General features: G+C 61.6%; 21 protein-coding genes and 1 pseudogene. 14 read left to right on the forward strand and 8 right to left on the reverse strand.

Going from position 1 to position 26,011, the window contains the following annotated elements:
* The first annotated feature begins 145 nt into the window (after nt 1-145).
* The 4 genes from M0808_RS14730 to M0808_RS14745 all read left to right on the forward strand — a co-directional run bounded on the left by M0808_RS14730 (nt 146) and on the right by M0808_RS14745 (nt 3,792).
* Nucleotides 146-670: a cysteine hydrolase family protein gene (locus tag M0808_RS14730; RefSeq protein ID WP_247841670.1), complete on the forward strand. Its 525-nt coding sequence runs from the start codon at nt 146-148 to the stop codon at nt 668-670.
* Between the two features lie 139 nt (nt 671-809).
* Nucleotides 810-1,778, forward strand: coding sequence for a 2-hydroxyacid dehydrogenase (locus M0808_RS14735; RefSeq protein ID WP_096795932.1), 969 nt, complete (start codon nt 810-812; stop codon nt 1,776-1,778).
* 156 nt (nt 1,779-1,934) lie between these two features.
* Entirely contained in the window at nt 1,935-3,002 is a 1,068-nt protein-coding gene (locus tag M0808_RS14740) for a phosphotransferase family protein (protein ID WP_247841671.1), read from the forward strand.
* A 22-nt stretch (nt 3,003-3,024) separates the two neighbouring features.
* On the forward strand, nt 3,025-3,792 hold the full coding sequence (locus M0808_RS14745; RefSeq protein ID WP_247841672.1) for an SDR family oxidoreductase: 768 nt from the start codon (nt 3,025-3,027) through the stop codon (nt 3,790-3,792).
* Nucleotides 3,793-4,940: 1,148 nt separating this feature from the next.
* On the opposite strand, the gene M0808_RS14750 is transcribed toward M0808_RS14745, so the two are convergent.
* The 5 genes from M0808_RS14750 to M0808_RS14770 all read right to left on the reverse strand — a co-directional run bounded on the left by M0808_RS14750 (nt 4,941) and on the right by M0808_RS14770 (nt 10,594).
* Nucleotides 4,941-5,198, reverse strand: a complete 258-nt coding sequence (locus M0808_RS14750) for a DUF1652 domain-containing protein (RefSeq protein WP_027613184.1) — start codon at nt 5,196-5,198, stop codon at nt 4,941-4,943.
* Between the two features lie 134 nt (nt 5,199-5,332).
* Nucleotides 5,333-6,829, reverse strand: a complete 1,497-nt coding sequence (locus tag M0808_RS14755) for a helix-turn-helix transcriptional regulator (RefSeq protein WP_096795929.1) — start codon at nt 6,827-6,829, stop codon at nt 5,333-5,335.
* A gap of 188 nt (nt 6,830-7,017) precedes the next feature.
* Nucleotides 7,018-7,911, reverse strand: a complete 894-nt coding sequence (locus M0808_RS14760; protein ID WP_247841673.1) for a LysR substrate-binding domain-containing protein — start codon at nt 7,909-7,911, stop codon at nt 7,018-7,020.
* A 5-nt stretch (nt 7,912-7,916) separates the two neighbouring features.
* On the reverse strand, nt 7,917-10,130 hold the full coding sequence (locus tag M0808_RS14765; protein WP_247841674.1) for a molybdopterin cofactor-binding domain-containing protein: 2,214 nt from the start codon (nt 10,128-10,130) through the stop codon (nt 7,917-7,919).
* On the reverse strand, nt 10,130-10,594 hold the full coding sequence (locus tag M0808_RS14770; protein WP_247841675.1) for a (2Fe-2S)-binding protein: 465 nt from the start codon (nt 10,592-10,594) through the stop codon (nt 10,130-10,132). The genes M0808_RS14765 and M0808_RS14770 overlap by 1 nt, the downstream gene beginning before the upstream one ends.
* A 118-nt stretch (nt 10,595-10,712) precedes the next feature.
* Between M0808_RS14770 and M0808_RS14775 the strand changes: the two genes are divergently transcribed.
* The 6 genes from M0808_RS14775 to M0808_RS14800 all read left to right on the forward strand — a co-directional run bounded on the left by M0808_RS14775 (nt 10,713) and on the right by M0808_RS14800 (nt 17,347).
* Nucleotides 10,713-11,636, forward strand: a complete 924-nt coding sequence (locus M0808_RS14775) for a LysR substrate-binding domain-containing protein (RefSeq protein ID WP_247841676.1) — start codon at nt 10,713-10,715, stop codon at nt 11,634-11,636.
* 510 nt (nt 11,637-12,146) lie between these two features.
* On the forward strand, nt 12,147-13,076 hold the full coding sequence (locus M0808_RS14780) for an amidohydrolase family protein (protein WP_007965237.1): 930 nt from the start codon (nt 12,147-12,149) through the stop codon (nt 13,074-13,076).
* Nucleotides 13,077-13,080: 4 nt separating this feature from the next.
* On the forward strand, nt 13,081-13,986 hold the full coding sequence (locus M0808_RS14785; RefSeq protein WP_003224037.1) for an amidohydrolase family protein: 906 nt from the start codon (nt 13,081-13,083) through the stop codon (nt 13,984-13,986).
* Nucleotides 13,987-14,228: 242 nt separating this feature from the next.
* Complete coding sequence (locus M0808_RS14790; protein ID WP_247841677.1) at nt 14,229-15,614, forward strand: UbiD family decarboxylase; 1,386 nt, start codon at nt 14,229-14,231, stop codon at nt 15,612-15,614.
* Between the two features lie 11 nt (nt 15,615-15,625).
* Entirely contained in the window at nt 15,626-16,240 is a 615-nt protein-coding gene (locus M0808_RS14795; protein WP_247841719.1) for a UbiX family flavin prenyltransferase, read from the forward strand.
* A gap of 66 nt (nt 16,241-16,306) precedes the next feature.
* Nucleotides 16,307-17,347, forward strand: a complete 1,041-nt coding sequence (locus M0808_RS14800; RefSeq protein ID WP_247841678.1) for a GTP-binding protein — start codon at nt 16,307-16,309, stop codon at nt 17,345-17,347.
* 69 nt (nt 17,348-17,416) lie between these two features.
* Here the strand turns inward: M0808_RS14800 and M0808_RS14805 are convergent.
* A pseudogene (locus M0808_RS14805) lies at nt 17,417-17,542 on the reverse strand (DUF4381 domain-containing protein); the annotation flags it as partial.
* Between the two features lie 48 nt (nt 17,543-17,590).
* Here M0808_RS14805 and M0808_RS14810 point away from each other — a divergent pair.
* The 3 genes from M0808_RS14810 to M0808_RS14820 all read left to right on the forward strand — a co-directional run bounded on the left by M0808_RS14810 (nt 17,591) and on the right by M0808_RS14820 (nt 20,775).
* A complete protein-coding gene (locus M0808_RS14810) occupies nt 17,591-18,946 on the forward strand; it encodes a nucleobase:cation symporter-2 family protein (protein WP_247841679.1) in 1,356 nt (451 codons plus the stop codon).
* A gap of 13 nt (nt 18,947-18,959) precedes the next feature.
* On the forward strand, nt 18,960-20,348 hold the full coding sequence (locus M0808_RS14815; RefSeq protein ID WP_247841680.1) for an amidohydrolase family protein: 1,389 nt from the start codon (nt 18,960-18,962) through the stop codon (nt 20,346-20,348).
* A 217-nt stretch (nt 20,349-20,565) separates the two neighbouring features.
* Complete coding sequence (locus M0808_RS14820) at nt 20,566-20,775, forward strand: hypothetical protein (RefSeq protein ID WP_247841681.1); 210 nt, start codon at nt 20,566-20,568, stop codon at nt 20,773-20,775.
* 130 nt (nt 20,776-20,905) lie between these two features.
* Here M0808_RS14820 and M0808_RS14825 read toward each other — a convergent pair whose 3' ends face one another.
* Both M0808_RS14825 and M0808_RS14830 read right to left on the reverse strand, forming a co-directional pair.
* A complete protein-coding gene (locus M0808_RS14825) occupies nt 20,906-22,189 on the reverse strand; it encodes a Zn-dependent hydrolase (protein ID WP_247841682.1) in 1,284 nt (427 codons plus the stop codon).
* A 144-nt stretch (nt 22,190-22,333) separates the two neighbouring features.
* Nucleotides 22,334-23,818, reverse strand: a complete 1,485-nt coding sequence (locus M0808_RS14830; protein ID WP_247841683.1) for an NCS1 family nucleobase:cation symporter-1 — start codon at nt 23,816-23,818, stop codon at nt 22,334-22,336.
* A 623-nt stretch (nt 23,819-24,441) separates the two neighbouring features.
* Here M0808_RS14830 and hydA point away from each other — a divergent pair.
* A complete protein-coding gene (hydA, locus tag M0808_RS14835) occupies nt 24,442-25,881 on the forward strand; it encodes a dihydropyrimidinase (RefSeq protein ID WP_247841684.1) in 1,440 nt (479 codons plus the stop codon).
* Nucleotides 25,882-26,011: the final 130 nt, after the last annotated feature.

A 26,011-nucleotide genomic window follows, 5' to 3' on the forward strand; every position in this document is an offset into this window, starting at 1 on the left:
TACCACCACGACCGCCACCGGCGGGTCGTGGTGTTGCTGCCTGAGATGAATCCAGCGCAGTGAACCCAAGGCCCCGCCAGCAATGGACGGGGCCTTGTTGTTTCTCCCGTCCCTGCGGCTTTTGCAGCCCTCAAGGAGAAACATCATGTCCGCAGCATTGTTGATCATCGATATGCAGGTCGGTCTGTTCCATGGCCCGGAAAAACCCCACGACGGCGAGCGTGTGCTCGCCAACATCCAGCAGCTGATCCGCCAGGCACGCCAGCAACACGTGCCGATCTACGCCGTACGCCACACCGGCCCGACAGGTTCGCCGATTGCCGCCGGCAGCCCCTTCTGGCAACTGCTGCCGGAACTCGAACTGGATGCCGAGTCCGACCACGTGTTCGACAAGTCCCGACCCAACGCCTTCCATGGCACCGATCTGGCGCAGCAGCTCAACACTAATCAGATTGACGACCTTTACCTGGTCGGCATGAAAACTCAGTTCTGCGTCGACGCCACCTGCCGCGCCGCTGCCGATCTGGGCTTCAAACCGTTGCTGGTGGCCGACGCCCACACTTGCATGGACACACCGGCATTACCCGCCCAGGTCATCATCGAGCACCATAACGCCACCCTCGGCGGAGCATTTGCACGGCTGATCAACAGCGCCGACGTGAGCTTCTGACGAAGCGCCCGCGCGCTCCCCGTTTCAGCTCCTACACTGGCTGAAGCGGGGCTGCGGCCACCATTGCCAAACCGCTCTGGAATCAGCACTCTGACACGACTTTCGCGACCACACCATCATAGATCACAGGAGCCGCGCAATGCCCGCCACCGTTCTGGTACTGGTTGAAACCATCAATGACTATTTGCCGATTCTCGAGCATCAGGGCTTTCATCTGATCCTCGCACCAACCCCTGCCGAACGTGCGCAAGCCATCGCCAGCCACGGCGCACGGATCGACGCGGTGCTGACCCGTGGCCCGCTGGGACTGACCGCTGAGGAAATCGCCGCCCTGCCGGCGCTGAAAATCATCACCGTGATCGGCGCCGGTTATGAACACGTTGACCTGCAGGCTGCCAGCGATCGCGGGATCACCGTGACCAATGGTGCCGGGGTCAACGCCTCGTCGGTGGCCGATCATGCGATGGCGATGCTGTTGGCGCTGGTGCGCGACATTCCGCGCTGCGACGCGGCGGTGCGCCGGGGTGAATGGCCGAAGATCATGCGCCCGTCGCTGGCCAATAAACGCCTGGGCATTCTCGGCCTGGGCGCGGTGGGCATGGCGATTGCCAAACGTGCTCACCTCGGTTTCGACATGCAGATCAGTTACCACAACCGTCAGTTGCGCAGTGATGTGCCCTATACGTTCTGCTCGACGCCGACCGAACTGGCGCGGGCCTCGGACTTTCTGATCGTCGCCACGCCGGGCGGGATTGGCACCCAGCATCTGGTGACTCGCCCGGTGCTCGACGCCCTTGGCCCGAACGGTTTCATCGTCAACATCGCGCGGGCCAGTGTGATCGCCACCGCTGAGCTGATCAGCGCCCTTGAGCAACGGCGGATTGCCGGCGCCGCACTGGACGTGTTCGATCACGAACCGCAGGTGCCGGATGCGCTGAAAACCCTGAGTAATGTGATTCTCACGCCACACGTCGCCGGCCTGTCACCCGAGGCCACCCAAGGCACGGTGGAACTGGTGGGAAAAAACCTCGTGGCGTTCTTCTCAGGGCAACCGGTGCTGACGCCCATCGCCCTGCCCCCCAGGCTCAACAACCAACGCGTGCATTGAAAAGAGCCGGCAGCGCCCTGCTGCCGTACCTATTCGAAACGCTGATTATCCTGCAACACGCTAACCTATAAGACCGCTGCGCGCTTGTGGCCGCCCGAGTGCGCCATTAGATTAGCCAATGATGTCTGGCCTCCAAAATAAGCAGAAGGGATAAGCATGGCGCTTACTGACCAGTCCACCCGGATCCGCTCTGGCGAAGAACTCGATGCCAGCCTGATCGATCCATACTTGAAGGCGCACATTCCGGGCCTGACCGGCACCCCGCAGATCAGCCAGTTTCCTGGCGGTGCGTCGAACCTGACTTACCTTCTGGAATACCCGCAGCAGGAGTTCGTGCTGCGCCGGCCGCCGTTCGGCCACAAGGCCAAATCCGCCCACGACATGGGCCGCGAATTCCGCATCCTCAATCAACTGCGCGACGGTTTCCCCTACTGCCCGAAAGCCTACGTGCACTGCACCGACGAGTCGGTGATCGGTGCCGAGTTCTATGTGATGGAACGGGTCAAGGGCATCATCCTGCGCTCCGACCTGCCGCCAGAACTGGGCCTCGATGCAGCGAAAACCGAAGTTCTGTGCAAGAGCTTCATCGACCGCTTTGTTGAGCTGCATCGGGTTGACTACAACGCCTGCGGCCTCGGCGATCTGGGCAAGCCTGAAGGCTACGTCGCCCGTCAGATCAAAGGCTGGAGCGAGCGCTACGAAAAAGCCCTGACCCCGGACGCGCCGCACTGGGAGAAAGTCAAAGCCTGGCTCAACGACAAGATGCCGGCCGACCATCCGACCTCGAGCATCGTCCACAACGACTATCGCTTCGACAACGTGATCCTCGACCCGAACAACCCGATGCAGATCATCGGCGTGCTCGACTGGGAACTGACCACCCTCGGCGATCCGCTGATGGACCTGGGCAACACCCTCGCCTACTGGATTCAGGCCGATGATCCGGCACCGGTGCAACTGATGCGCCGCCAGCCGAGCCACGCCCCGGGCATGCTGACTCGACGCGAATTCGTCGATTACTACGCCGAACGCTCGGGCATCCAGATCGACAATTTCGACTTCTACTACACCTACGGCCTGTTCCGTCTGGCCGGCATCGTGCAGCAGATCTACTACCGCTTCTACCACGGCCAGACTCAGGACAAACGCTTCGCGCAGTTCATTCACATGAACAAACTGTTGGAGCACATGAGCCTGCAGGTCATTGCGAAATCGAGCCTCTGACGGCCCACACCAAGGAACCTTTATGTCCATGACTCAGTTGTTCGACCTCGACGGCAAAATCGCATTCGTCTCCGGCGCCAGCCGTGGCATCGGTGAAGCCATCGCCAAACTGCTGGCACAGCAAGGCGCCCACGTGATCGTCTCGAGCCGCAAGCTCGAAGGCTGCCAGCACGTCGCCGACGCCATCATCGCCGCTGGCGGCAACGCCACCGCCGTGGCCTGCCACATCGGTGAAATGGAACAGATCAGCCAGGTCTTCGCCGGCATCAAGGAACAGTTCGGTCGCCTCGATATTCTGGTGAACAACGCGGCCACCAACCCGCAGTTCTGCAACGTGCTGGACACCGATCTGGGTGCGTTCCAGAAGACTGTCGACGTGAACATCCGTGGCTACTTCTTCATGTCGGTGGAAGCCGGCAAGCTTATGCGCGAAAACGGTGGCGGCAGCATCATCAACGTCGCCTCGATCAACGGGATTTCACCGGGCGTGTTCCAGGGCATCTACTCGGTGACCAAGGCCGCCGTGATCAACATGACCAAAGTCTTCGCCAAGGAATGCGCGCAATTCGGCATCCGCTGCAACGCCTTGCTGCCGGGCCTGACCGACACCAAATTCGCTTCGGCCTTGGTGAAGAATGACGCGATCCTCAAGCAGGCACTGACGCAGATCCCGCTCAAGCGCGTGGCCGATCCGAGTGAAATGGCCGGGGCGGTGCTGTATCTGGCAAGTGATGCATCGAGCTACACCACCGGGGTTTCGCTGAATGTGGATGGTGGGTTCCTGTCCTGATCTCTCTGACAACCCTGTGGGAGCGGGCTTGCTCGCGAAGTCGGAGTGTCAGGCAGCATTGCCTTGAATGACACACCGCATTCGCGAGCAAGCCCGCTCCCACAGGGGTTATCCGTAAGACAGTGACTTTGGGTAATTGCCTGACAAAGTGCACCGGCAAGCACCCCTACAGCACTACTGTGTGACACACCGGGTGGTGGTGATATGCCGGGTGACCTGCTCGTCAACATACATATCGCCCGACACCTGAGTGTTTTCCAGAGTCTGACAGGTACGCACCGGCGGTGGTGGCGGTGCAGCAGGAGGCGGTGGCGGAGGACTGGCGCAGCCGCTCAATAGCGCGACAGAGAAAGCCAGCGACAACGGCAGATACACGCGTTTCCCAGGATTATTCATAGGACGACCCGCGATGAATGGAAGAGCCACTTCCGCAATCGCGCACGAATACTGCGGATGACGGAAGACCTGACCACTCATTCTTTATAGCCGACCACCCTGTAAGCGCCAGTGAAATGGAGGGGGATGGAGGAATTGGCTGTCGATTTTGTGGGGAGCAGACCTTATTGAAGGAGTACGTCAGCAAGAAATCTGTTCGCTGGAAGGCCGCCATCGCTGGCAAGCCAGCTCCCACAGGGGTTGAGTATTCCTGACTGAAATGGGTCAGCTGTCAGGCCGCCTTCGCGAGCAAGCCCGCTCCCACAGTTGGAATGGGTGTGTTCAGTTGGAAATGGGTCGGCTGTCAGGCCGCCTTCACCAGCAGGCTGACTCCTGCAATTCAGAGAGCGAGCCCCCCATGCGGCGAAGCCGCCCCACTCAACACAATGAGCGTTAGCTCGAGTACCGCTTTTGATCTGAGGGCCCGTCGGCAGGCTGAGTGGAGGGATTTGTCCGGGGGTGGGAGCGCAGCGACCGTTTGGCGCAGCCAAACACAGCGAGAGGAGGTGCAGCGAAGCAAACCGTAGGCGCTGCCCCCCGGATGAATCCCGCAGCGAAGGAACCCGAGCCTAGGCGAGGGCCGAACGTCAGGGTAAAGCCTTTTTGGTTACTTTTTCGGCGTCTGGAAAAAGTGACCCGCCGTAAGGGCGGAACCCTAATCAGCAACACCCGCAGCAACGGATATACACCCAAAACAAACCAACACCAAAACCCTAGGCCATATCCGGATCCCGAGCAGCCCGCAAAGAATTGCTCTCCAACTCATACCGCAACTCATCAACCAACGCCGCCACAGCCTCCGGCGTACGCAACGCATTGAGCTTCAACCCGCTGATCACCAGATCCACCTGCCCCGAATCCGGGTGATACAACTTCACCGTCAGCGAATGATCCCCATCCACTGAACACTCGCACGCCAATGGCGAAAAACTCTGTTCGAGGCTGGCGCGCAACTGCGCAAGATTCATCATGGAGCCTGTTCCTTTAGCTGTTTCGAAGGGAGACGATCCCAAGCCAACAGGCTCGTATCGCACCCCAACAGACTAAGAACTGCCCTATCTCACCAGAACCTGCATTTGCACCGCATCAGCTAGTGCATTTGCACCTACCGCTGACCCTTCGCGCCGCGCTCGCCAGAAAACAGACCACGCTCCCGCGCCCAGACAATCGCCTCGCTGCGGCTGTGTACATCCAGCTTGGAATACACGGTCGCCACATGATTGCGCACCGTATTCGGTGCGAGCTTCAGGCGGGCGGCGATCTCCTTGTCAGCCAGGCCTTCGCAGATCAGCCCCAGCACGTCGCGCTCACGCGCCGTCAGGTCAGTGAACGACACGCTCGGCAGTTGCGGCGAGTTGACCTTCTTCACATTGGCCAGTTTTTCGATCAGCGTCCGGCTGAACCACGAAGCGTCTTTCATCACCTCTTCAATCGCCGCCACCAGCTCCAGCTCGGTGCGCTTGCGTTCGGTGATGTCCATCAGCACCAGCAGATAGCACGGCGTGTCCTGAATATTCACGGTGTCCGCAGACACCGCGCACTCCAGCAGATCCGCGTCCTTCTTGCGCACCCGCACATCGACCCGATCCACTCGTCCGCTTTTCGCCAAGGCGGTCAGCAGTCGGGTCCGCGCACCATCGTCGTCAATGAAATTCAGCTGCGTCACGGTTTTGCCGACGACGTCGTCACTCTCGTACGCCAGGGTGTCGAGGAACGCCTGATTGACATCGATCACCTGCTGTTCGTCGGCGGTACAGATCAGAATCGGCACCGGAGTCAGGCGGAACGCCTTGGCAAAGCGCTCTTCACTCTGACGCAGCGCCACTTCGGCCTTGTGGCGCAGCTCCATGTCGACGAAGGAAAACAGCATGCAATCCTCATCATTGAGCACTAGAGGCTGCCCGGCGACGATCACTTGCTTGCTGCCGCCATCGGGCAGGCGCAGTTGAGCCTGCATCTGCGGAATGGTCGCCACATCGCGCAGGCGCTGGATCGCCAGATCCTTTTTTTCGGCCTGTTCGAAGATGTCGATTTCATAGGCCGAGGTGCCGATCACCTGCTCGCGGGTGTAACCGGTCATCTCCAGAAACCCCGGATTGACCTTGATGTAGCGCAAATCGCTGAGGCGGCAGATCACCGCCGGCGCCGGGTTGGCATTGAAGGTCTTTTCGAAGCGCTGCTCGGCGTTGGCCCAATCGGTGACGTCGCTCATGATCAGCACCAGTGACTCCGGCTGCCCTTCGCGATCAGTCAGGATCATGCTGCGCACGCTGTGCACCCAGACGTGTTCGGGATCATTCACGGCTGACACTTCGATCAGCACGTCGTTAAAGGCTTCGCAGCGTGCAGCGCGGCTGATCGGGTAGTGTTCCGGGGGCACCGTATGATTGTTGCGATAGCGCAGGCTGAAGCGCTTGGCATACTCATCGGCATTAGTGCCCAGCTCACCGATCCGGCTGACACCGTGCATCGCCAGCGCCGCCTCATTGGCCCAGAGGATGCTCTGATCGAGCTCCAGCAGAATCACCCCGTCGGACAGCCCGGCGATGATCTGCTGCAGCTGGCGACGGTTAGTTTCAGTGGTCAGGACTTCCTGGCTCATTGGATCTCCACAGGGAATTCGCGTGTGAAGATTACGACCGCAGGCGTTCGTGATCGTGCCGAACATAAATTCCCGCACCACCACAGTCCCCCTGTGGGAGCGGGCTTGCTCGCGAAGGCGGTGTGTCATTCAACTGATTTTTAACTGACACTCCGCCTTCGCGAGCAAGCCCGCTCCCACAAGGGGGATCAAGGTTGGCCCGACATTTCCACCAACTCCCGCAACGTATCGAGAAACAGCTTGAGCACCGGCGAGGCATCATCCGCCCGGTAAGTCGCATACAAAGGCACCTCCGGCAGCGCCGGTGTCAGCTTGCGAAACACCAGCCCCGCCGGGGCCAACTGCTCGATAGAAGCAGGCAGCAGCGCCACCCCGAAACCCGCGCGCACCAGACTGAGCAAGGTCTGCACCTCGATCACCTGCTGGCGGATCTGCGGGGTGAATCCGGCCTGAATGCAGCACTGATAAAGGAAGTTGGCGAACCGCGACTGCTTCAGCTCCAGCGCAACAAACGGCTCCTGGGCCAGATCCGCCGGGGCCAGCAATTCGCGCTTGGCCAGCGGATGATCGGCCGGCATCACCACATGGATCGGCTCGTAGATCAGCAACTCATTGCGCAGCAACGGATCGTCATAACCGACGCGGAACACGCAAGCGTCGATACGCTTTTCCTTCAACGCCTTGACCTGTGCCGCCGGAGTCATTTCATGCAGCCGCCAGTTCACCTGCGGATAGCGCTCGCGAAACAGATGCAAGGCCTTGGGCAGCACGCCGACCATCACCGAACTGATCATACCGATTTCCAGCTCGCCGAGCTGTCCCCGCCCGGTCTGACGGGTCAGGTCCAGCGCTCGTTCGAGCTGTTCGAACACCAGCGGCGCCTGCTCCTTGAGCATCTGCCCCGCCGCTGTCAGTTCGACCCGGTGGTGACTGCGCTCGAACAGCGGCGTGCCCAACTCCTCCTCCAGCAGGCGAATCTGCTGGCTCAGCGGCGGCTGGCAGATGTGCAAACGCTCGGCGGCGCGGCCGAAATGCAGCTCATCGGCCAGGGCCATGAAGTACCGCAGCAGACGCAGGTCCATGGCGCTTACCCCAGACTCAGCGGCGTTGAGCGCTGGCGCACGCCGGTCAGCGCAAACAAGGCGTTGGCAATCGCCGGCGCCACCGACGGACTGCCCAACTCGCCTACGCCACCGGGCTTGCCCGGCTCGCCATCCAGCACCACGATGTCGGTGGCCGGCATGTCCGACATGCGGGTCACGCGGTAGTCGTGGAAATTGCTCTGCACCACCCTGCCCTGTTGAATGTCGAGGCGATCAAACAACGCATGGCCCAAGCCCCACATCAGTCCGCCGTAGATCTGCTCCTCGACCCCGCCGGGCGAAACCGCCAGACCGCAATCGACCACGCAGGTCAGCTTCTCGACTTTCGGCTGGCCATCGACCATCGCGACCCGCGCCACCACCGCAATAAAACTGCTGTAACCCTGATGGGTCGCAATCCCCAGCGCAGTGCCCGGCGGCAATGACTGGCCCCATCCGGCGCGTTCGGCAGCCTGTTTGAGCACCGCCACATGCCGTGGCCGCTCCTGCATGTTGGCCAGACGGAACGCCAGCGGATCCGCGCCTGCCGCATGCGCCAACTCGTCCATGAAGCTCTCGACGGCGAACACGTTGGGAATAAAGCTCACCGAGCGATACCAGCCGCTGGGCACATGGCTTTCGTGCTTGACCCAGTTCAACTCCAGGTGCGGCGGACGGTAGGCGAAGTCCCACGCGGTGATCGCTTCGGTAGTGCTGTAATCCATGTGATCCGGGCGTTCGAAATAGCCCGGCTCCCACTGCTCCGGCGAGGCCGGTGACACCGCGTGCAGTTGCAGTGCGTTGAGTTTGCCTTGGGCATCCAGCGCGCCTCTGACCCGGTGCAGCGTCGCCGGGTGATTGAACAGTGCGTGCATTTCATCTTCGCGACTGTTCAGTAATTTCACCGGCACACCCATCTGCTGCGCCAGATACGCCACCTCGAACAACCAGTATTTGGCCTCCCGCGCGCCGAAGCTGCCGCCGGACACCAGCTCATTGATGGTGACCTTCTCCTTGGCGATGCCGCATACGGTTTGCGCAGCTTCCAGCGCCGACGACGGCACCTGCACGCCGCCCCAATAAGTGATCGCCTTGTCCTGCACGTGCGCGGTGATGCAGATTGGCTCGAGCGGGTTCTGCACCTTGTACGGCATGCGGTAATCGGCTTCGATCAGTTGCGCCGCGTGCGGCCATTGCGCGCCGACATCGCCATGCGTCATGGCTTTGATGGTCTGGCTGTTCGGGTCGGAAATAGCGGCAGCCTGGGCCTTGGCCAGTTCCGCGCTGTCGAACCCGGCCAGCGGCGAATCGCTCCATTTGATCTCCAGCACTTTGCGCCCCTGCTGCGCCGCCCAGAACGTCTCGGCCAGCACCGCGACGCCTTCCAGATTGCCGCCGAGCACGTCCGGGCGCCCGGGGACTGCAAGCACCTGGCGCACGCCCGGCACCTGCAATGCCGCCGCCGAATCCACGCTGACGACTTTCGCCCCGACCACCGGCGCGCGCTGAATCACTGCCACCAGCATCCCCGGCAACTGCACGTCGATGCTGTACTTGAAGCGCCCGCAGACCTTGGCCGTGGCATCGCGCTTGTGCCGCAGTTTGCCGATGTATTTGAACTGCGTCGGATCCTTCAGCGTGACACTGGCCGGCGCCGGCAAATGCGCCGCCACGCCGACCAGTTCGCCGTAGCCGAGGCTGCGTTTGCTGGGCAGATGAACCACCCGACCTTCTTCGGTGCTGCAGCTGTCGGGGCTGACTTTCCATTGCTGCGCTGCCGCCGCGATCAGCAGCGCCCGCGCCGTGGCCCCGGCCATGCGCAAGCGTTCGTACTCCAGCGACACGCTGGTGCTGCCGCCGGTGGAGAAGACTTTCCAGACCGGATGAATGTAGGTCTCGAAGAACGGATCTTCCGGGGTGATGACCTGCACGGTCATCGGGTTCACATCCAGCTCTTCGGCCACACACGCGGCCAACGCCGTTTGCGTGCCGGTGCCGGAATCGTGTTTGTGCACCACCAGTTTCACTGTGCCGTCGGGGAAGATCCGCACCCAGGCGTTGGGCCCGAATTCGGTGGCCGGCGCCGGAGCTTTCGGGTCGCTGGCGGCGCTGCCGGAGGGCAGATACAAGGCAATCGCCAGGCCCGAAGCGACCGTCGCCGCTTGCTTGAGAAACACCCGGCGGGACGGTTCGAGCAAGGTGTCGTCGAGCCGGCTCATCACGCCTCCTTCGGCGCGTTCGCCGCACGTTTGATCGCTTTGTTGATCCGCGCGTAAGTGCCGCAACGGCAGATATTCCCCGACATCGCATTGCGGATCGAATCGTCAGTCACCGCCGCGCCGGTGTTGAGCAGCGCGGCGGCGGACATGATCTGCCCGGATTGACAGTAGCCGCATTGCGGCACATCTTCGGCGACCCAGGCCAGTTGCAGCGGATGATTTTGTGTCGGCGACAAGCCTTCGATGGTGGTGATGCTGTGGCCCGCGACGGCGGCCAGCGGCAGCTGGCAGGAACGCACCGCGACGCCGTCCAGATGCACGGTGCAGGCACCGCACAGGCCCATGCCGCAGCCGAATTTGGTGCCGGTGAGTTTCAGTTGATCACGCAGTACCCATAACAAGGGCATGGAGGGGGACGCTTCATCCAGCTCGCGTCGTTCGCCGTTAACCGTGAATGCGATCATTGTCAGGCTCCAAAAGAGCGGCCCGTCTTTGTGCGGGCCTGGTGACCGATTATTGGAAGCCCACGCAACACGCGGCCAGCGACGATTTCTGCCAACCGGTGTAAGCAGGACTAACAACATGTACAAGCGATACCCGTCGGTGCAGTCCATGAGCGCGTTCATCCAAGCGGCGCGCAGCGGCAGTTTCTCCAGTGCCGCGCGCAAGCTCGACTTGACGCACAGCGCGATCAGCCAGCAAATCCGCGCTCTCGAAGAATTCATCGGCCAGCCGCTGTTCGTGCGTGAAGGCGGCGGCAGCAACCTGACCGATGCCGGGCAACTGTTTGCCAGCGTGCTGTCGGACGGTCTGGCGCAGATCGACCGGGCGCTGTCCTCGGTGAAAAACCGCAGCGTGGCGCAACGCCTGACCCTGGACGTCGACAGTGAACTGGCGCAGAGCTGGCTCAATCCGCGCCTGCCGGAGTTGCTCGACGGACTTCCGGATTACGAGGTGACGCTGCTGTCGATGCCACGCAGTGATCGCAGCACGTTTGAGCGGGTCGATCTGGCGTTGCGTTACGGTTATGGCGATTGGGATGACTGCGAGATGACGCAGATCTGCGGCGACCGGGTGCTGGCGGTGGCTTCACCGGCGCTGCTTGAACGCTATGGTTTGCAGTTGCCGCTGAGCCCGGCGCAGATTCTTGAATTGCCGCTGTTGGGCTATACGCGGCGCTCGTGGATTCCGTGGCTGGATGCGGCCGGAATGCCCCCGGTAGAGCCAGCGGCGCGGGTGATTTTCGATAATGCGGCGAACCTGATTGCGGCGGCTGAAGCCGGGGTTGGTGCCGGGCTGGTGCGCGGTTTACTCGCCGCCGATGCGTTGCGCAATGGGCGGCTGGTGGCGTTGAACGAGGCGCAGATTGCTGCGCATTACAACCTGTATGCGGTTTGGCCGCATGGGCAGGCCGAGCGTGTGGCGCCGGTGGTTGAGGTCATCAAACAGTTGGCTCTGTGTACGCTTGAGAACGCTGCCCTCACCCTATCCCTCTCCCAGAGGTAGAGGGGACCGATTGGGGAATATTGACGAATTACGCCGACGTGAAAGCTCAGCTGTGAATCCATAATCGACTGGATCTTTCAGGTCGATGTAAACCGAAAGACACCTCCGTAAGTTCCCTCTCCCAGAGGTAGAGGGGACCGATTGGGGAATATTGACGAATTACGCCGACGTGAAAGCTCAGCTGTGAATCCATAATCGACTGGATCTTTCAGGTCGATGTAAACCGAAAGACACCTCCGTAGGTTCCCTCTCCCTCCGGGAGAGGGCTAGGGTGAGGGCAAGGCTCTTGATCCAAGGCCCATATCCCAGAAGTATCACCACCCCACCCAATTAATATTGTACGAACCCTCCCCCGCCTTCCAATACTCGCCCTCAGCAACCACCCACCCGGGCCGGATGCGAACAGGCGAGGGAATGCGCGAGTGCTGCGCATAGAAATGGCCGATAGCCCGGGGCGTGGATGCCGAGAGCCGCAAGGCTCCCTTCCCCGCTATCAGGAGATCGACTTCAATGATCATCGATATCAGCTGCTATCCCACGGATCTCGTGGACCTCGCCTGGAGGCATGACGGTGACCCGTTCACCGGCGAGCGTTTGCTGGAGATGATGGATGGCCCGTACATGGTCAACGGCAAACCTCGCCGGATCGACAAAGCCTTCATCCAGCCGCCGCAGGGCAACACCATTTACACCTGGACCGACGGCGAACTCTCGGGCCGTGAATCCATCGACGCCTACATGGCCTACACCCTGAAAATGGTGCAGACCTACCCGGATCGTTTCATCGGCTGCTTCGTCTACAACCCGCGCTGCGGCGTGGAAAACGGCGTCGAGGCGATCGAGCGCTACGTCAAGGAACACGGCTTCAAGATGGTGCAGATGCAGGCCAACATGCACGCCTACCGGCCTGATCGTGCACTGGACTGGGTGCGCCCGTGCTTCGAGAAATGCGCCGAGCTGGGCATTCCGGTCAAGCTGCACACCGGTGACGGGCCGTACAGCATCCCGTCGGAATGGGTGCCGATGATCAAGGAATTCCCCAACGTGAATTTCATCATGGCCCACTTCGGCGTGCAGACCGGCGGGGTCTACGTGTTCGAACCGATGCAATGGGCGATGGAGCTGCCCAATGTCTACTGCGAATCGGGCTGGTGCCTGCAATCGCGGATCGTCGAGTTCGCCAAGGTCTTGCCGACGCACAAGATCCTGTTCGGCACCGACACCCCGCCGAACGAACCGGGCATGTGGCTGCGCCTGCTCGAAGTGTTGTGCCACGAGCCGCCGCAAGGCCTGAACCTCGACGAAGACACCCTCGAGGAATACCTGGGCAACAACACCGCGCGGATGATCGGCCTCGAACCGACCCCGCCGCCGCGTTCCGTTTCCGAAGCAGAGGCGCAACTCAAGCGCCCCGTCACCACGCAACTGGCCAGGAGCTGAACCGATGATCATCGACACCCATCTGCACCCCACCAATCTGGTCGACGAAGCCTGGCGCCACACCGGCGAACCGTTCACTGGCGAGCGCATGCTCAAACTGATGGACGGCCCGTACATGATCAACGGCAAACCGCGCCGCATCGACATGGGTTTCATCCAGCCGCCACCGGGCAACACCGGTTATCGCGACGGTAACCGCCGTGGCCGCGAGGGCGTGCGTGACTACATGTCGTACGTCGCCGAACTCTGCGTGAAGTACCCGGATCGCTTCATCGGCAACTTCAACTTCAACCCGCGCTGGGGACCGGAAAACGGTGCGGCGGAGCTGGAATTCCACATCAAGGAATACGGCTTCAAGATGCTCAAGCTGCACGCCAACATGCACGGCTATCGCCCGGATCGGGCGCTGGACTGGTTGCGCCCGGCAATGAAAGTCTGCGCCAAGTACAACATCGTGGTGCTGATCCATACCGGCGACGGCCCGTACACCATTCCGACGATGTTCTACCCGATCATCCGTGAGTTCCCGATGGTCAATTTCATCATCGGCCACTTCGGCATCCAGACCGGCGGCAACTACTCGTTCGAGGCGTTCTGGATGGCGATGGACACGCCGAACGTGTACTGCGAATCGGGTTGGTGCTTCCAGTCGCGGATCGTCGAATTCGCCAAGGAGCTGCCGCGCAACAAGATCGTGTTCGGCACCGACTCGCCGCCGAACGAACCGGGCATGTGGCTGCGCGAACTGGAGGTGTTGTGCTCACCGGCGCCGCAAGGTCTGGGCATCGATGAGGATCATCTGGAGGACTACCTGGGCAACAACATCGCCCGTTTGTGCGGGATCGAGCCGACGCCACCGCCGAAGGATCTGGTTGAGGCGGATATTCGCCTGACCACCACGTACTTGTAGCCACACACAATCCATGTGGGAGCGGGCTTGCTCGCGAAAGCGGTGCGTCATTCAACAATGAAGGTGGCTGATCCACCGCATTCGCGAGCAAGCCCGCTCCCACATTGGGGCCGTGTTACGACAGTTACACAGCGACTTTACAGGCACGAAGATGACCCGGCGTTCCCTCGACCGGCAGGCCAACTGCTGCTCGATCGAACGCCCTCTCACCCCTGCGTGCCTGCTTTTTACGAGGTGAAACCATGACCCGTTCGACGCTCGGCGATTCTCAGGATTTTCACGTGTTCATCGACGCCTATCGCCGTGAGTACCCGGACGATGTGCTGACCATCACCCAAACCCTTTCTGCCGATCAGGACATCACCGCCCTGGTCGATGCCCTCGCCACACAGGGCCGCGATCCATTGCTGATCTGCGACAACGTCGGCGGCCTCAAGGTACCGGTGGCAACTAACCTGTTCGCCTCCCGCACCCGCATTGCCCGGTTGTTCGATGTCACCCCGGCACAACTGCACGAAACCTTCCAGCGTCGCGCCAACCAGCCCATCGCCCCGCGCTACGTGGAAAGCGGCCCGGTGCTCGATGAAGTGTTCGAAGGCGAAGCCGTGGATCTGGCGCTGCTGCCGATGCTCAAGCACTTCGACAGCGATCGCGGGCCGTACATCACCAACGCGATCATCATCGCCGAGGACCCGCTGACCGGCATCGCCAACATGAGCTACCACCGCTCGATGCGCCACGCTCGCCAGTCCCTGGCGACCAGCCTGCACTCGCGCGGACACCTGTGGCGGATGCTGCAGACCGCCCGTGAGCGCGGCGAAGAATTGCGCGTGGCGATGGTGGTCGGCGCGCACCCTATGTTCATGCTCGCGGCAGCGGCGCGTTTGCCCTACGGCAGCGATGAACGCGCCGTAGCCGGCGGCTTGTTCGGCGCGCCGCTGGAACTGGTCAAGACCCCGCGCTATGGCATCGGCGTCCCGGCATACGCCGAGTTCGTCCTCGAAGGCGCCATCGACCCGACGGCCTACGCCGAGGAAGGCCCGTTCGGCGAGTTCAGCGGTTACTCCTCGGATCGCTCGACCAACAACGTGCTGCGCGTCGACACCCTGCTGCGGCGCAAGGACGCCTGGCTGGTGGACGTGATGGGCGGCCGCTACGCCGAACACCTGACCCTCGCCCGGCTGCCGCGCGAAGCGGAAATGAGCGAAAAGCTCAAGGCGCGTTTCCCCGCCGTCACCGCCGTGCATTACCCGAACTCCGGCACGCATTTTCATTGCTACGTGGCACTGGATCAGAGCCGCGACGGTGAGGCGCGGCAAATCATGCTGGCCCTGCTCGGCTGGGATCCTTATCTGAAAAGCGTGATCGCGGTGGACAGCGATATCGACATCACTGACGACAGCCAAGTGTTGTGGGCGCTGGCCACGCATTTCCAGCCGCATCTGGATCTGTTCATGATCGACGGCTTGCCCGGCAGCCCGCTGGATCCGTCGTCCTCGGTCAACGGCACCACTTCGCGCATGGGCCTGGACGCCACCCGTGGCTCTGGCTTCGACGGGATCAAGGCGCAGCTCGATCAGAACGTGCTCGAACGTGCCCGGCAACTGCTCAAAGGGCTGGCATCGTGAACCGTCAGCGGATGGTGGTGGGCATCAGTGGCGCGTCCGGCTTCATCTACGGCGTGCGTCTTTTGCAATTGCTCGCCGAACTGGACATCGAAAGCCACCTGATCATCAGCCGCGCCGCGCTGCTGACCATGGCCCACGAGACCGACTACAAACTGGCCGACGTCATTGCGCTCGCCAGCCACTACCACCGCGCCGATGACGTCGCGGCCGGGATCGCCAGCGGTTCGTTTCGCTGCCTGGGCATGGTGGTCGCGCCGTGTTCGATGCGCACGCTGGCGGAGATCGCCACCGGCACGTCTTCCGGGCTGATCGGCCGCGCCGCCGACGTCACCCTCAAGGAACGCCGCACGCTGGTGCTGATGGCCCGCGAAACCCCGCTGACCCTCGCCCACCTGCGCAACATGACCGCCGTCACCGAGATGGGCGGAATCATCGCGCCCCCAGTGCCGGCGTTTTATGCCCGGCCCGAGAGCCTGGCGCAGATGGTCGATCACAGCCTCGGCCGGGTGCTCGACCTGTTCGGCCTCGATGCCGGCGTTGCCACCCGCTGGAAAGAACACCGAGAACCCTGTGGGAGCGGGCTTGCTCGCGAATGCGGTGGGTCATTCAACAATGATGGTGGCTGAACCACCGCATTCGCGAGCAAGCCCGCTCCCACCCAAAGCAAATCCGCGTCCATCAAGGAGCTCCAGATGAACACCCCCTTCAACGCCCCAACCCCCAACACCAAAATCCCCGTGACCATCCTCACCGGCTTCCTCGGTGCCGGCAAAACCACCCTGCTCAACTACATCCTCAAGGAAAACCACGGGCGCAAGATTGCCGTGATCGAAAACGAGTTCGGCGAGGTCGGCATCGACGGCGATCTGGTGCTCAGCTCGGAGACCGAAGAGATCTACGAAATGGTCAACGGCTGCGTGTGCTGCACCGCCGAGGTTCGTGAGGACCTGGTGCGCATCGTCCGCGAGCTGGTGGCGCGCCCGGTGCGCCTCGATCACATCCTCATCGAGACCAGCGGCCTCGCCGATCCGTACCCGGTGGCGCAGAGCTTTTTCATCAATGACCCGATTGCCGAAGAAGTCGAACTCGACGCGATCGTGACCATGGTCGACGCCAAGCACATCGCCCAGCACCTGGAGGATCTGCAACTGGATGGCGTCGACAATCAGGCGGTGGATCAGATCGTCTGCGCCGACCGCATCGTGATCAACAAGGTCGATCTGGTCAGCCCTGAAGAGGTGGACATTCTGCGCGGCAAGATCCGTGGTTTGAACGCCACCGCAGATCTGGTGACCTCCACCCACGCGCAGATCGACCTGACGAAAATCCTCGGCATCGGTGCGTTCGAGTGCACGCAGAAGCTTATGGAAATCGGCGCGGAACCTGAGCATCACGACCATGACCACCACCATGAATCAGAAGACCACGAACACGATCCGAGCGTGTCATCGGTGGGCATCACCGTCGACGGCGCGGTCAATCTGATGGCGTTCCACCGCTGGATCAGCGAGCTGCGCTCGTCCCAGGCCGACAACCTCTATCGCATGAAAGGCGTGCTCGCCGTGGCCAACGAAGACCAGCGCTACGTGCTGCAGGGCGTGCACAGCCTGGTGGAATTCCGCGCCTCGACCGCCTGGGGCATGGAGCCCCGTTCGAGCAAGATCGTGTTCATCGGCCGCGACCTGGACCGTGCGGCGCTGAACCAGGGCTTTGCCGCCTGCCTGGCAGGCTGAACAAGGCATCGGAGCCGGTGGATGGCGGCTTCGCAGCACGAATGACTGATGTTCTTTCGCCTGGCGCAGAACATGTGGGAGCGGGCTTGCTCGCGAATGCGGTGGGTCATTGCACAGTGATGTCGACTGACACAACGCTTTCGCGAGCAAGCCCGCTCCCACAGGGTTACACCGTGTTCTGGCGCTACGCGGCATCAGACGAATACCCCTCTCTACCGCATAAAAACAGCCAGAGGTGATTCCATGTCGTCAGCCACTCCTTCCTCCACCGTGCACCCCGTCGACCGCGTTCTGCCGGTGCGACAGATGCTCACCCTCGGCCTGCAACACATGGCCGTCTCGTACATCGGCGCCATCGCCGTGCCGTTGATTGTTGCCAGCGCCCTGAAGATGTCCCACGCCGACACGGTTGTGCTGATCAGCACCACGCTGTTCTGCTCCGGCATCGCCACCCTTTTGCAGACCGTCGGCTTCTGGAAATTCGGTGTACGCCTGCCGATCCTGCAAGGCGTGGCGTTCAGCAGCGTCGGTCCGGTGATTGCCATTGGCAGCAACCCCGAAGTGGGGTTTGCGGGAGTCTGCGGCGCGGTGATCGGCGCGGGGATTTTCACCCTGCTGATGGCGCCGTTTGTGGGCCGATTACGGCGGTTTTTCCCGCCGGTGGTCACCGGCTGCATCGTCACGGTGATCGGTTTGCAGCTGTTCCCCATCGCCTATGAATGGGTCGGTGGCGGGCGCAACGCGAGCAACTTCGGCGCCCCGGCATTTCTCGCGGTGGCGGTGGTGGTGCTGCTGACCATTCTGCTGGTCAATCGCTATGGCAGTCCGCTGCTGCGCAACATGGCGGTGCTGGTGGGCATGCTGGTCGGCGCCGGTCTGGCCTACGGTCTGGGCATGGGCAATTTCCACAGTGTTGAAGAGGCGCCGTGGCTGACCGTGCCCTACCCGTTCTACTTCGGCCTGCCGACGTTCAGCCTGATCCCTATCGCGACCATGGTGGTGGTGATGATCGTGCAGATGGTCGAGTCGATGGGGCTGTTCGTGGCCATCGGCGACATCGTCGACAAACCGGTGGAAGACCAGCAAGTGGTCAATGGCCTGCGCGCCAATGGCCTGGCCAGCACCATCGCCGGGATGTTCGCCGCGTTTCCGTTCATTGCCTTCATGGAAAACGTCGGTCTGGTGATCCTGACCGGCGTGCGCAGCCGTTGGGTGGTGGCGGTCAGCGGCTTGCTGATGTGCTCGATTGCGCTGGTGCCCAAGGCTGGGGCGATCATCGCGTCGATGCCGACCGCGGCGCTGGGCGGCGCCGGTATTGCGATGTTCGGCGTGGTCGCGGCGGCGGGGATCCAGACCCTGGCCAAGGTCGATTACGAGCGCAATCGCTACAACGTATTGATCGTCGGTTTCACCATCGCCGCCGCGCTGGTACCGGTGCTCGCCCCCACCCTGTTCAAACAAATGCCCGAGTGGTCACAGCCGTTCCTGCACAGCAGCGTGGTCATCGCCTGCCTGGTGTCGGTGCTGCTCAACGCGGCGCTCAACGGCGTCAGCGTGCCAGAAACCACACCCGGCAAATCCGCCTCGCACATTCTCTGACTGGAGCCTGCCCATGACTCGACTTCAAAACATCCTGATCAAAAACCCGCTGGCGGTGATGACCGGCCTGCGCGGCCCGCGTGCCCGGGCCGGTGCGGTGGACATTCGCGTGGTCAACGGCCGCATCGTCGAAATGGCCGCCGACCTTCAAGCGCAACCCGGCGAGCGCGTGATCGATGCACGCAACTGCGTGGTCTATCCGGGCTGGATCAACACCCACCATCACCTGTTCCAGAACCTGCTCAAAGCCGTGCCCGAAGGTTTGAATCAGGATCTGCAAGGCTGGCTGGCGAGCGTGCCCTACCCAAGGTTGAACCGCTTTACCCCGCAACTGGCGCGGATCGCCGCTCGGCTGGGCATGGTCGAATTGCTTTTGTCCGGGGTGACGACCTGCGCCGATCATCATTATCTCTACCACGCCCACGGCACCACCGAGACCGGGGACCTGCTGTTCGATCTAGCCGATGAGTTCGGCCTGCGCTTTGTGCTGTGTCGCGGTGGCGCGCTGGAATCCGCCAGCGCGCACCCGGGTTTCTCGAAAACCGCGCTGCAACCGGAAAGCCTTGAACAAATGGTCGGCGATATCGAGCGACTGAAATCGCTGTATCACCAGGACACCCCGGATGCCCTGCGCCGGGTGGTCGTCGCGCCAACCACACCGACCTTTTCGCTGCCGCCGACCCTGCTGCGCGAACTGGCGCACACCGCGCGCGGCCTCGGTTTGCGTCTGCACACGCATTTGTCGGAAACGCAGAACTACGTGAATTTCTGCCGCGAGAAATACAACTGCCTGCCGGTGGAATTCGTCGCCGAACACGAATGGCTCGGCCCCGACGTCTGGTTCGCCCACGCCGTGCACCTGCAACCCGGCGAAATCCGCATGCTCGCCCAGACCGGTACCGGCATCTCGCATTGCCCGGTGAGCAACGCGCGCCTCGGCAGCGGTGTCGCCCCGGTGCCGCAAATGTTTGAGGCCGGCGTGCAGATTTCCCTCGGCGTCGACGGCGTCGCGTCCAACGAATCCGGAAGCATGGTCGGCGAAGCCAACACCGCGTGGCTGATCCACCGCGCCGAACAAGGCGCCTCGGCGACCACTGCCGAAGACGTGATCCACTGGGGCACGGCGGGCGGCGCGCAGGTATTGGGACTGGGCGCGGTCGGTACGCTGGAAATCGGGCAAGCGGCGGATCTGGTGATCTACAGCCTTGATCACCCACGCTTCTTCGGTTTCCACGACAGTGCGGTTGCACCGGTGGTCGCGGGAGAACCGATCACGGTGAAGTACAGCCTGGTGGGCGGCCGGATCGTGGTCGATAACGGCGTGATTCCGGGGCTGGATATCGAACGGATGCGCGCCGAGGCATGGGAAGGTGTGCAGGCGATGATGAACGTCGACGATTGATCCAAATATCTCCCAAAATCCCTGGTGGGAGCGGGCTTGCTCGCGAATGCGGTGTGTCATTCAGCAAATGTGCCGACTGAACCACCGCTTTCGCGAGCAAGCCCGCTCCCACAGAAAAGCCCGGCATTCGCGGACTCGGGGATTCTCGACTAAGGTTACCCCCTCATCGGATTGAGCCCCTGCCAGATCCACCGGGCTCTTGATCAAGGAGAGACTGATGACGTCGCGTCGCAACATCGAACAGACTTATCGCACCTGGTCCAGCCCGATTCTGCTGGAGCTGAAAAAGCGCGAACACCAAATGGCGCCGGTCGAGCGTCAGGCGCTGGAGAATGTGCTGGTAGAACGACGGTTGCTGGATATCGGCAACCCCAACGGCCCCGACCGACGCCAGGGCACAGCGGGCAAGAATGACCGGCCCGGCTGATCGCTTTACTCAACTGAACAAAAACCTGTGGGAGCTGGCTTGCCAGCGATGACGGACTTTCAGTTAATCCAGTGTCGACTGGTCCACCGCCATCGCTGGCGAGCCAGCTCCCACAGATCACGCCGCGTTTTCAGGCCGCGCGCTGCCCCTCCGCCACCATCGCCGAAGCCGCCAGCATCGCCCGCAACAACACCGCACACCCAGCCGCCAGATCATCCGGCGCGGCATTCTCGATTTCGTTGTGGCTGATCCCGCCTTCGCACGGTACGAAGATCATCCCCGCCGGGCCAAGTTCGGCGAGGAAGATCGCGTCATGCCCGGCGCCGCTGACGATGTCCATGTGCGACAGGCCAAGGCCTTTTGCCGCGCCGCGTACCGCCTCGACGCAACCCTTCTCGAAATACAGCGGCGGAAAGTCGGCCGTCGGGGTCAGTTCATAGGTCAGGCCGTGTTCTTCGCAGGTCGCCTCAATGACTTGTTTCACCTCGCTGATCATCGAATCCAGCCGCTCCGGTTGCAGATGCCGGAAGTCAAGGGTCATGCGCACTTCGCCGGGGATGACGTTGCGCGAACCGGGGTAGGCTTGCAGGCAACCGACGGTGCCGCAGGCGTGGGGTTGATGGCCGAGGGCGGCGCGGTTGACCGCACCAACGATCACCGAGGCGCCGACCAGCGCGTCCTTGCGCAGGTGCATCGGGGTTGGCCCTGCGTGGGCTTCGACGCCGCGCAACTTCAGGTCGAACCACTTCTGCCCGAGTGCGCCGAGTACCACACCGATGGTTTTCTGTTCGTCTTCGAGGATCGGGCCTTGTTCGATGTGTGCCTCGAAATAGGCACCGACCTTATGTCCGCTGACCTTGCGTGACCCGGCGTAACCGATCGCATTCAGGGCTTCGCCAACGGTGACGCCTTCGGCATCGACTTTGGCCAGAGTTTCTTCAAGGGTGAATTTCTCGGCGAACACCCCGGAGCCCATCATGCACGGGGCGAAGCGCGAGCCTTCTTCGTTGGTCCAGACCACCACTTCCAGCGGTGCTTCGGTTTCCACGCCGAGGTCATTGAGGGTGCGCAGCACTTCGACCCCGGCGAGTACGCCGAAGCAGCCGTCGAACTTGCCACCGGTGGGCTGGGTGTCGATGTGGCTGCCGGTCATCACCGGTGGCAGGTTCGGATTGCGACCCGGACGACGGGCGAAGATATTGCCGACTTCATCCACCGTGACGCTGCACCCGGCGTCCTTGCACCACTGCACGAACAGGTCACGGGCCTGACGATCGAGGTCGGTCAGGGCCAGGCGACAGACCCCGCCCTTGACCGTGGCACCGAGCTTGGCCAGTTCCATGAGCGAGGCCCAGAGGCGGTCGCGGTTGATGTGCTGATGGGTGGATTGCAGAACGTCTACGGCTGCGTTCATGTTGATCTCCTCAGGCAGTTTTTTTATGAGTTTCTACAGGCAGTTCTTGTGTGTATTTGAGGCCGTCTTCGCGAGCAAGCCCGCTCCCACATTTGGAATGCGTTCACCCTGTGGGAGCGGGCTTGCTCGCGAAGGGGCCATTCCTCACACCGAAGATTTCACAACAGAGGGGCTGCTTCGCATCGAACACAACCCGTAATAAATCACCCCACCCAGCGCCGAACCGGTAAACCAGCCGTAGCTGTAAAACCAACTGAACGCATCGCTGCCCAGCGACAGCAGGGTCAGCACCACCGGCACGCCAAACGCGGTAAACCCGGCCCAGTTCAACGCCGGATAGACGTCATCGCGGTACAACCCGGCCAGGTCCAGTTGCTGTTTCTTGATCAGGAAATAGTCCACCACCATGATCCCGGCGATAGGCCCGAGCAGGCTCGAATAGCCCAGCAGCCAGTTTGAATACACGGTTTCCAGGCTGACATCGGAAACGATCAGCCCCAGCTTTTTCAGCAACTCATGGGCCATTAACGCCAGCCCGACGAAACCAGTGAGCAACACCGCTTTGGTGCGGTTGATCACCTTGGGCGCGATGTTCTGGAAGTCGTTGGTCGGCGAGACAATGTTCGCTGCGGTATTGGTCGACAGCGTGGCGATGATGATCAGTGCCATGGCCACCGCCACCCACAGCGGGCTCTGGATATGGCCGATCAGGCTCACCGGGTCGGACACCGTCACGCCGACCAGTTTCACCGACGCGGCAGTCATCACCACACCCAGCGAAGCGAACAGGAACATGGTCAGCGGCAGACCGAAAATCTGCCCGAGGATCTGGTCCTTCTGGCTCTTGGCGTAACGGCTGAAGTCAGGAATGTTCAGCGACAGCGTGGCCCAGAAGCCAACCATCGCCGTCAGCCCGGCGGCGAAGTAACTGACCACGCTCGCGCCTTCCGGGCGTTTCGGTGGAATCGCCAGCAGCTCGGTCATCGACACATTGGGCATCGCCCACATCAGCAGGCCGATGCCGACCGCCACCAGCAACGGCGCGGACAGGGTTTCAAGCCACTTGATCGACTCGGCCCCGCGGATCACCACCCACAGATTCAGCGACCAGAAGATCATGAAGCCGATCACCTCGCCGGTTCCGCCGAGGGATTTCCAGCCGTCGAAGATCGAGCCGAGAAAAAGGTGAATCGCCAGCCCGCCGAACATGGTCTGAATGCCGAACCAGCCACACGCCACCAGTGCACGAATCAGGCACGGCACGTTGGAACCGAGCACGCCGAATGACGAGCGCAGCAACACCGGGAATGGAATGCCGTACTTGGTGCCGGGGAAAGCATTGAGGGTCAACGGGATCAGCACGATGACGTTGGCCAGCAGAATCGCCATCAGCGCTTCGCCGACGGTCAGGCCGAAATACGCGGTAAGTACGCCGCCGAGGGTGTAAGTCGGCACGCACACCGACATGCCGACCCACAGCGCGGTGATGTGCCATTTATTCCAGGTTCGTTCGCGCACCTTGGTCGGTGCCATGTCGTGGTTGTAACGGGGACTGTCGAGGACGTCACTGCCGGCTTCGAGTTCGAACAAGCCGTCGCGCTCGGTCACTTGCGATCTGTTCTGTTGCATGGCCGCTCCACTGTTCTTCTGATTATTTTTTTGCTCATCAGGCGGCTGCACACGGGGTGCGAGCCGGACGATGGCCGGAGGAACTGACAACTTTCGTGTACCGGCCATGGTGTCAGCGGCGGCATCAATAAACGTGCCGGGTGCCCCGCTTAACGGTAGGGCCGTGGTTCAAACACATTGCAACTTTCTGATATTGCTCGGTTTTAATTATTCACCGAAAGAGTCCGCGATAACTTGTCTGCACGCTCAGGCCAAACGTTTGCCAAGTTGTTCGAACTGTCAGGACTCAATCTGGTGCACTGCACTTTTTTTCATCACGGGCGCTCAACCGCAGCTCAACTTCAAGCGGCTGATTTCACATAGGAAATCTTGCTCATATTTCCATCCTGTCAAGTGCGTCAAAATGGTGAACAGCCTCACCATTTTGGTGATTTGCAGTTTTTATCGTTATTTTTCATACAGTTAAAACAGACATAAGCTTATAAAAAATAATCTTGATCAATTGCAAAACTGCGACTAGCTTCTATTCCTGACAGCGCTGACAGGAATACGCCGATCAGCGTTGTACATCAATAAAACATTTAGAACCGGCACAAGTCGGTCATGCCTGCGAGGAACTCGGAATGTCTCTGTTGATCCGTGGCGCCACCGTTGTTACCCATGATGAAAGTTATCGCGCCGACGTCTATTGCGCCGACGGCGTGATCAAAGCCATTGGTCAGAACCTGGATGTTCCCGCCGGCGCCGAAGCGCTCGACGGCAGCGGCCAATACCTGATGCCCGGCGGCATCGACCCACACACTCACATGCAACTGCCTTTCATGGGCACCGTGGCCAGTGAAGACTTTTACAGCGGCACCGCTGCGGGTCTGGCTGGCGGGACCACTTCGATCATCGACTTCGTGATTCCCAATCCGCAGCAGTCGTTGATGGAAGCGTTTCATCAGTGGCGCGGCTGGGCCGAGAAGTCGGCATCGGACTACGGCTTCCACGTCGCGATCACCTGGTGGAGCGAGCAAGTACGTGAGGAAATGGCCGAGCTGGTCAGCCATCACGGGATCAATAGCTTCAAGCATTTCATGGCCTACAAGAACGCGATCATGGCCGCCGACGACACGCTGGTGGCAAGTTTTGAACGCTGCCTGGAACTCGGCGCGGTACCGACTGTGCACGCGGAAAACGGTGAGCTGGTCTATCACCTGCAACGCAAGTTGATGGCCCAGGGCATCACTGGGCCGGAAGCGCACCCACTGTCGCGGCCATCGCAGGTGGAAGGCGAAGCGGCGAGCCGGGCGATTCGTATTGCCGAGACCATCGGCACGCCGCTGTACTTGGTGCATGTCTCGACCAAGGAAGCGCTGGACGAAATCACCTACGCCCGCAGCAAGGGTCAACCGGTGTACGGCGAAGTGCTGGCCGGGCATCTGCTGCTCGACGACAGTGTCTACCAGCACCCGGACTGGCAGACCGCCGCCGGTTACGTGATGAGCCCGCCGTTCCGCCCGCGCGGGCATCAGGAAGCGCTGTGGCACGGTCTGCAAAACGGCAATCTGCACACCACAGCCACTGACCACTGCTGCTTCTGCGCCGAGCAAAAAGCCGCCGGGCGCGACGACTTCAGCAAGATCCCCAATGGCACCGCCGGCATCGAAGACCGCATGGCAGTTCTATGGGATGAAGGGGTCAACAGCGGACGTTTGTCGATGCAGGACTTCGTCGCCCTCACCTCCACCCACACCGCGAAAATCTTCAACCTCTACCCGCGCAAAGGCGCGATCCGCGTCGGCGCCGATGCCGACCTGGTGCTGTGGGACCCGCAAGGCACCCGCACCATCTCCGCCAAGACCCACCATCAGCAGGTGGACTTCAACATTTTCGAAGGCAAGACCGTGCGCGGCGTACCGAGCCATACCGTCAGCCAAGGCAAAGTGGTCTGGGCCGACGGCGACCTGCGCGCCGAGCGTGGGGCCGGGCGGTACATCGAACGGCCGGCGTATCCGGCGGTGTTTGACTTGCTGAGCAAGCGGGCTGAGAGGCACAAGCCGACGGCTGTGAAACGCTGAAATCCAGGCCTTCGGCCTTCGCGAGCAAGCTCGCTCCCACAGGGTGTACGCATTCCAAAATGTGGGAGCGGGCTTGCTCGCGAAGGGGCCCGTCCAGACAACACAAAAACCACTGCCCATCAGAGGCAGA

The organism is Pseudomonas sp. MWU12-3103b (assembly GCF_023100615.1).
GTDB classification, from domain to species: Bacteria; Pseudomonadota; Gammaproteobacteria; order Pseudomonadales; family Pseudomonadaceae; genus Aquipseudomonas; species Aquipseudomonas putida_A.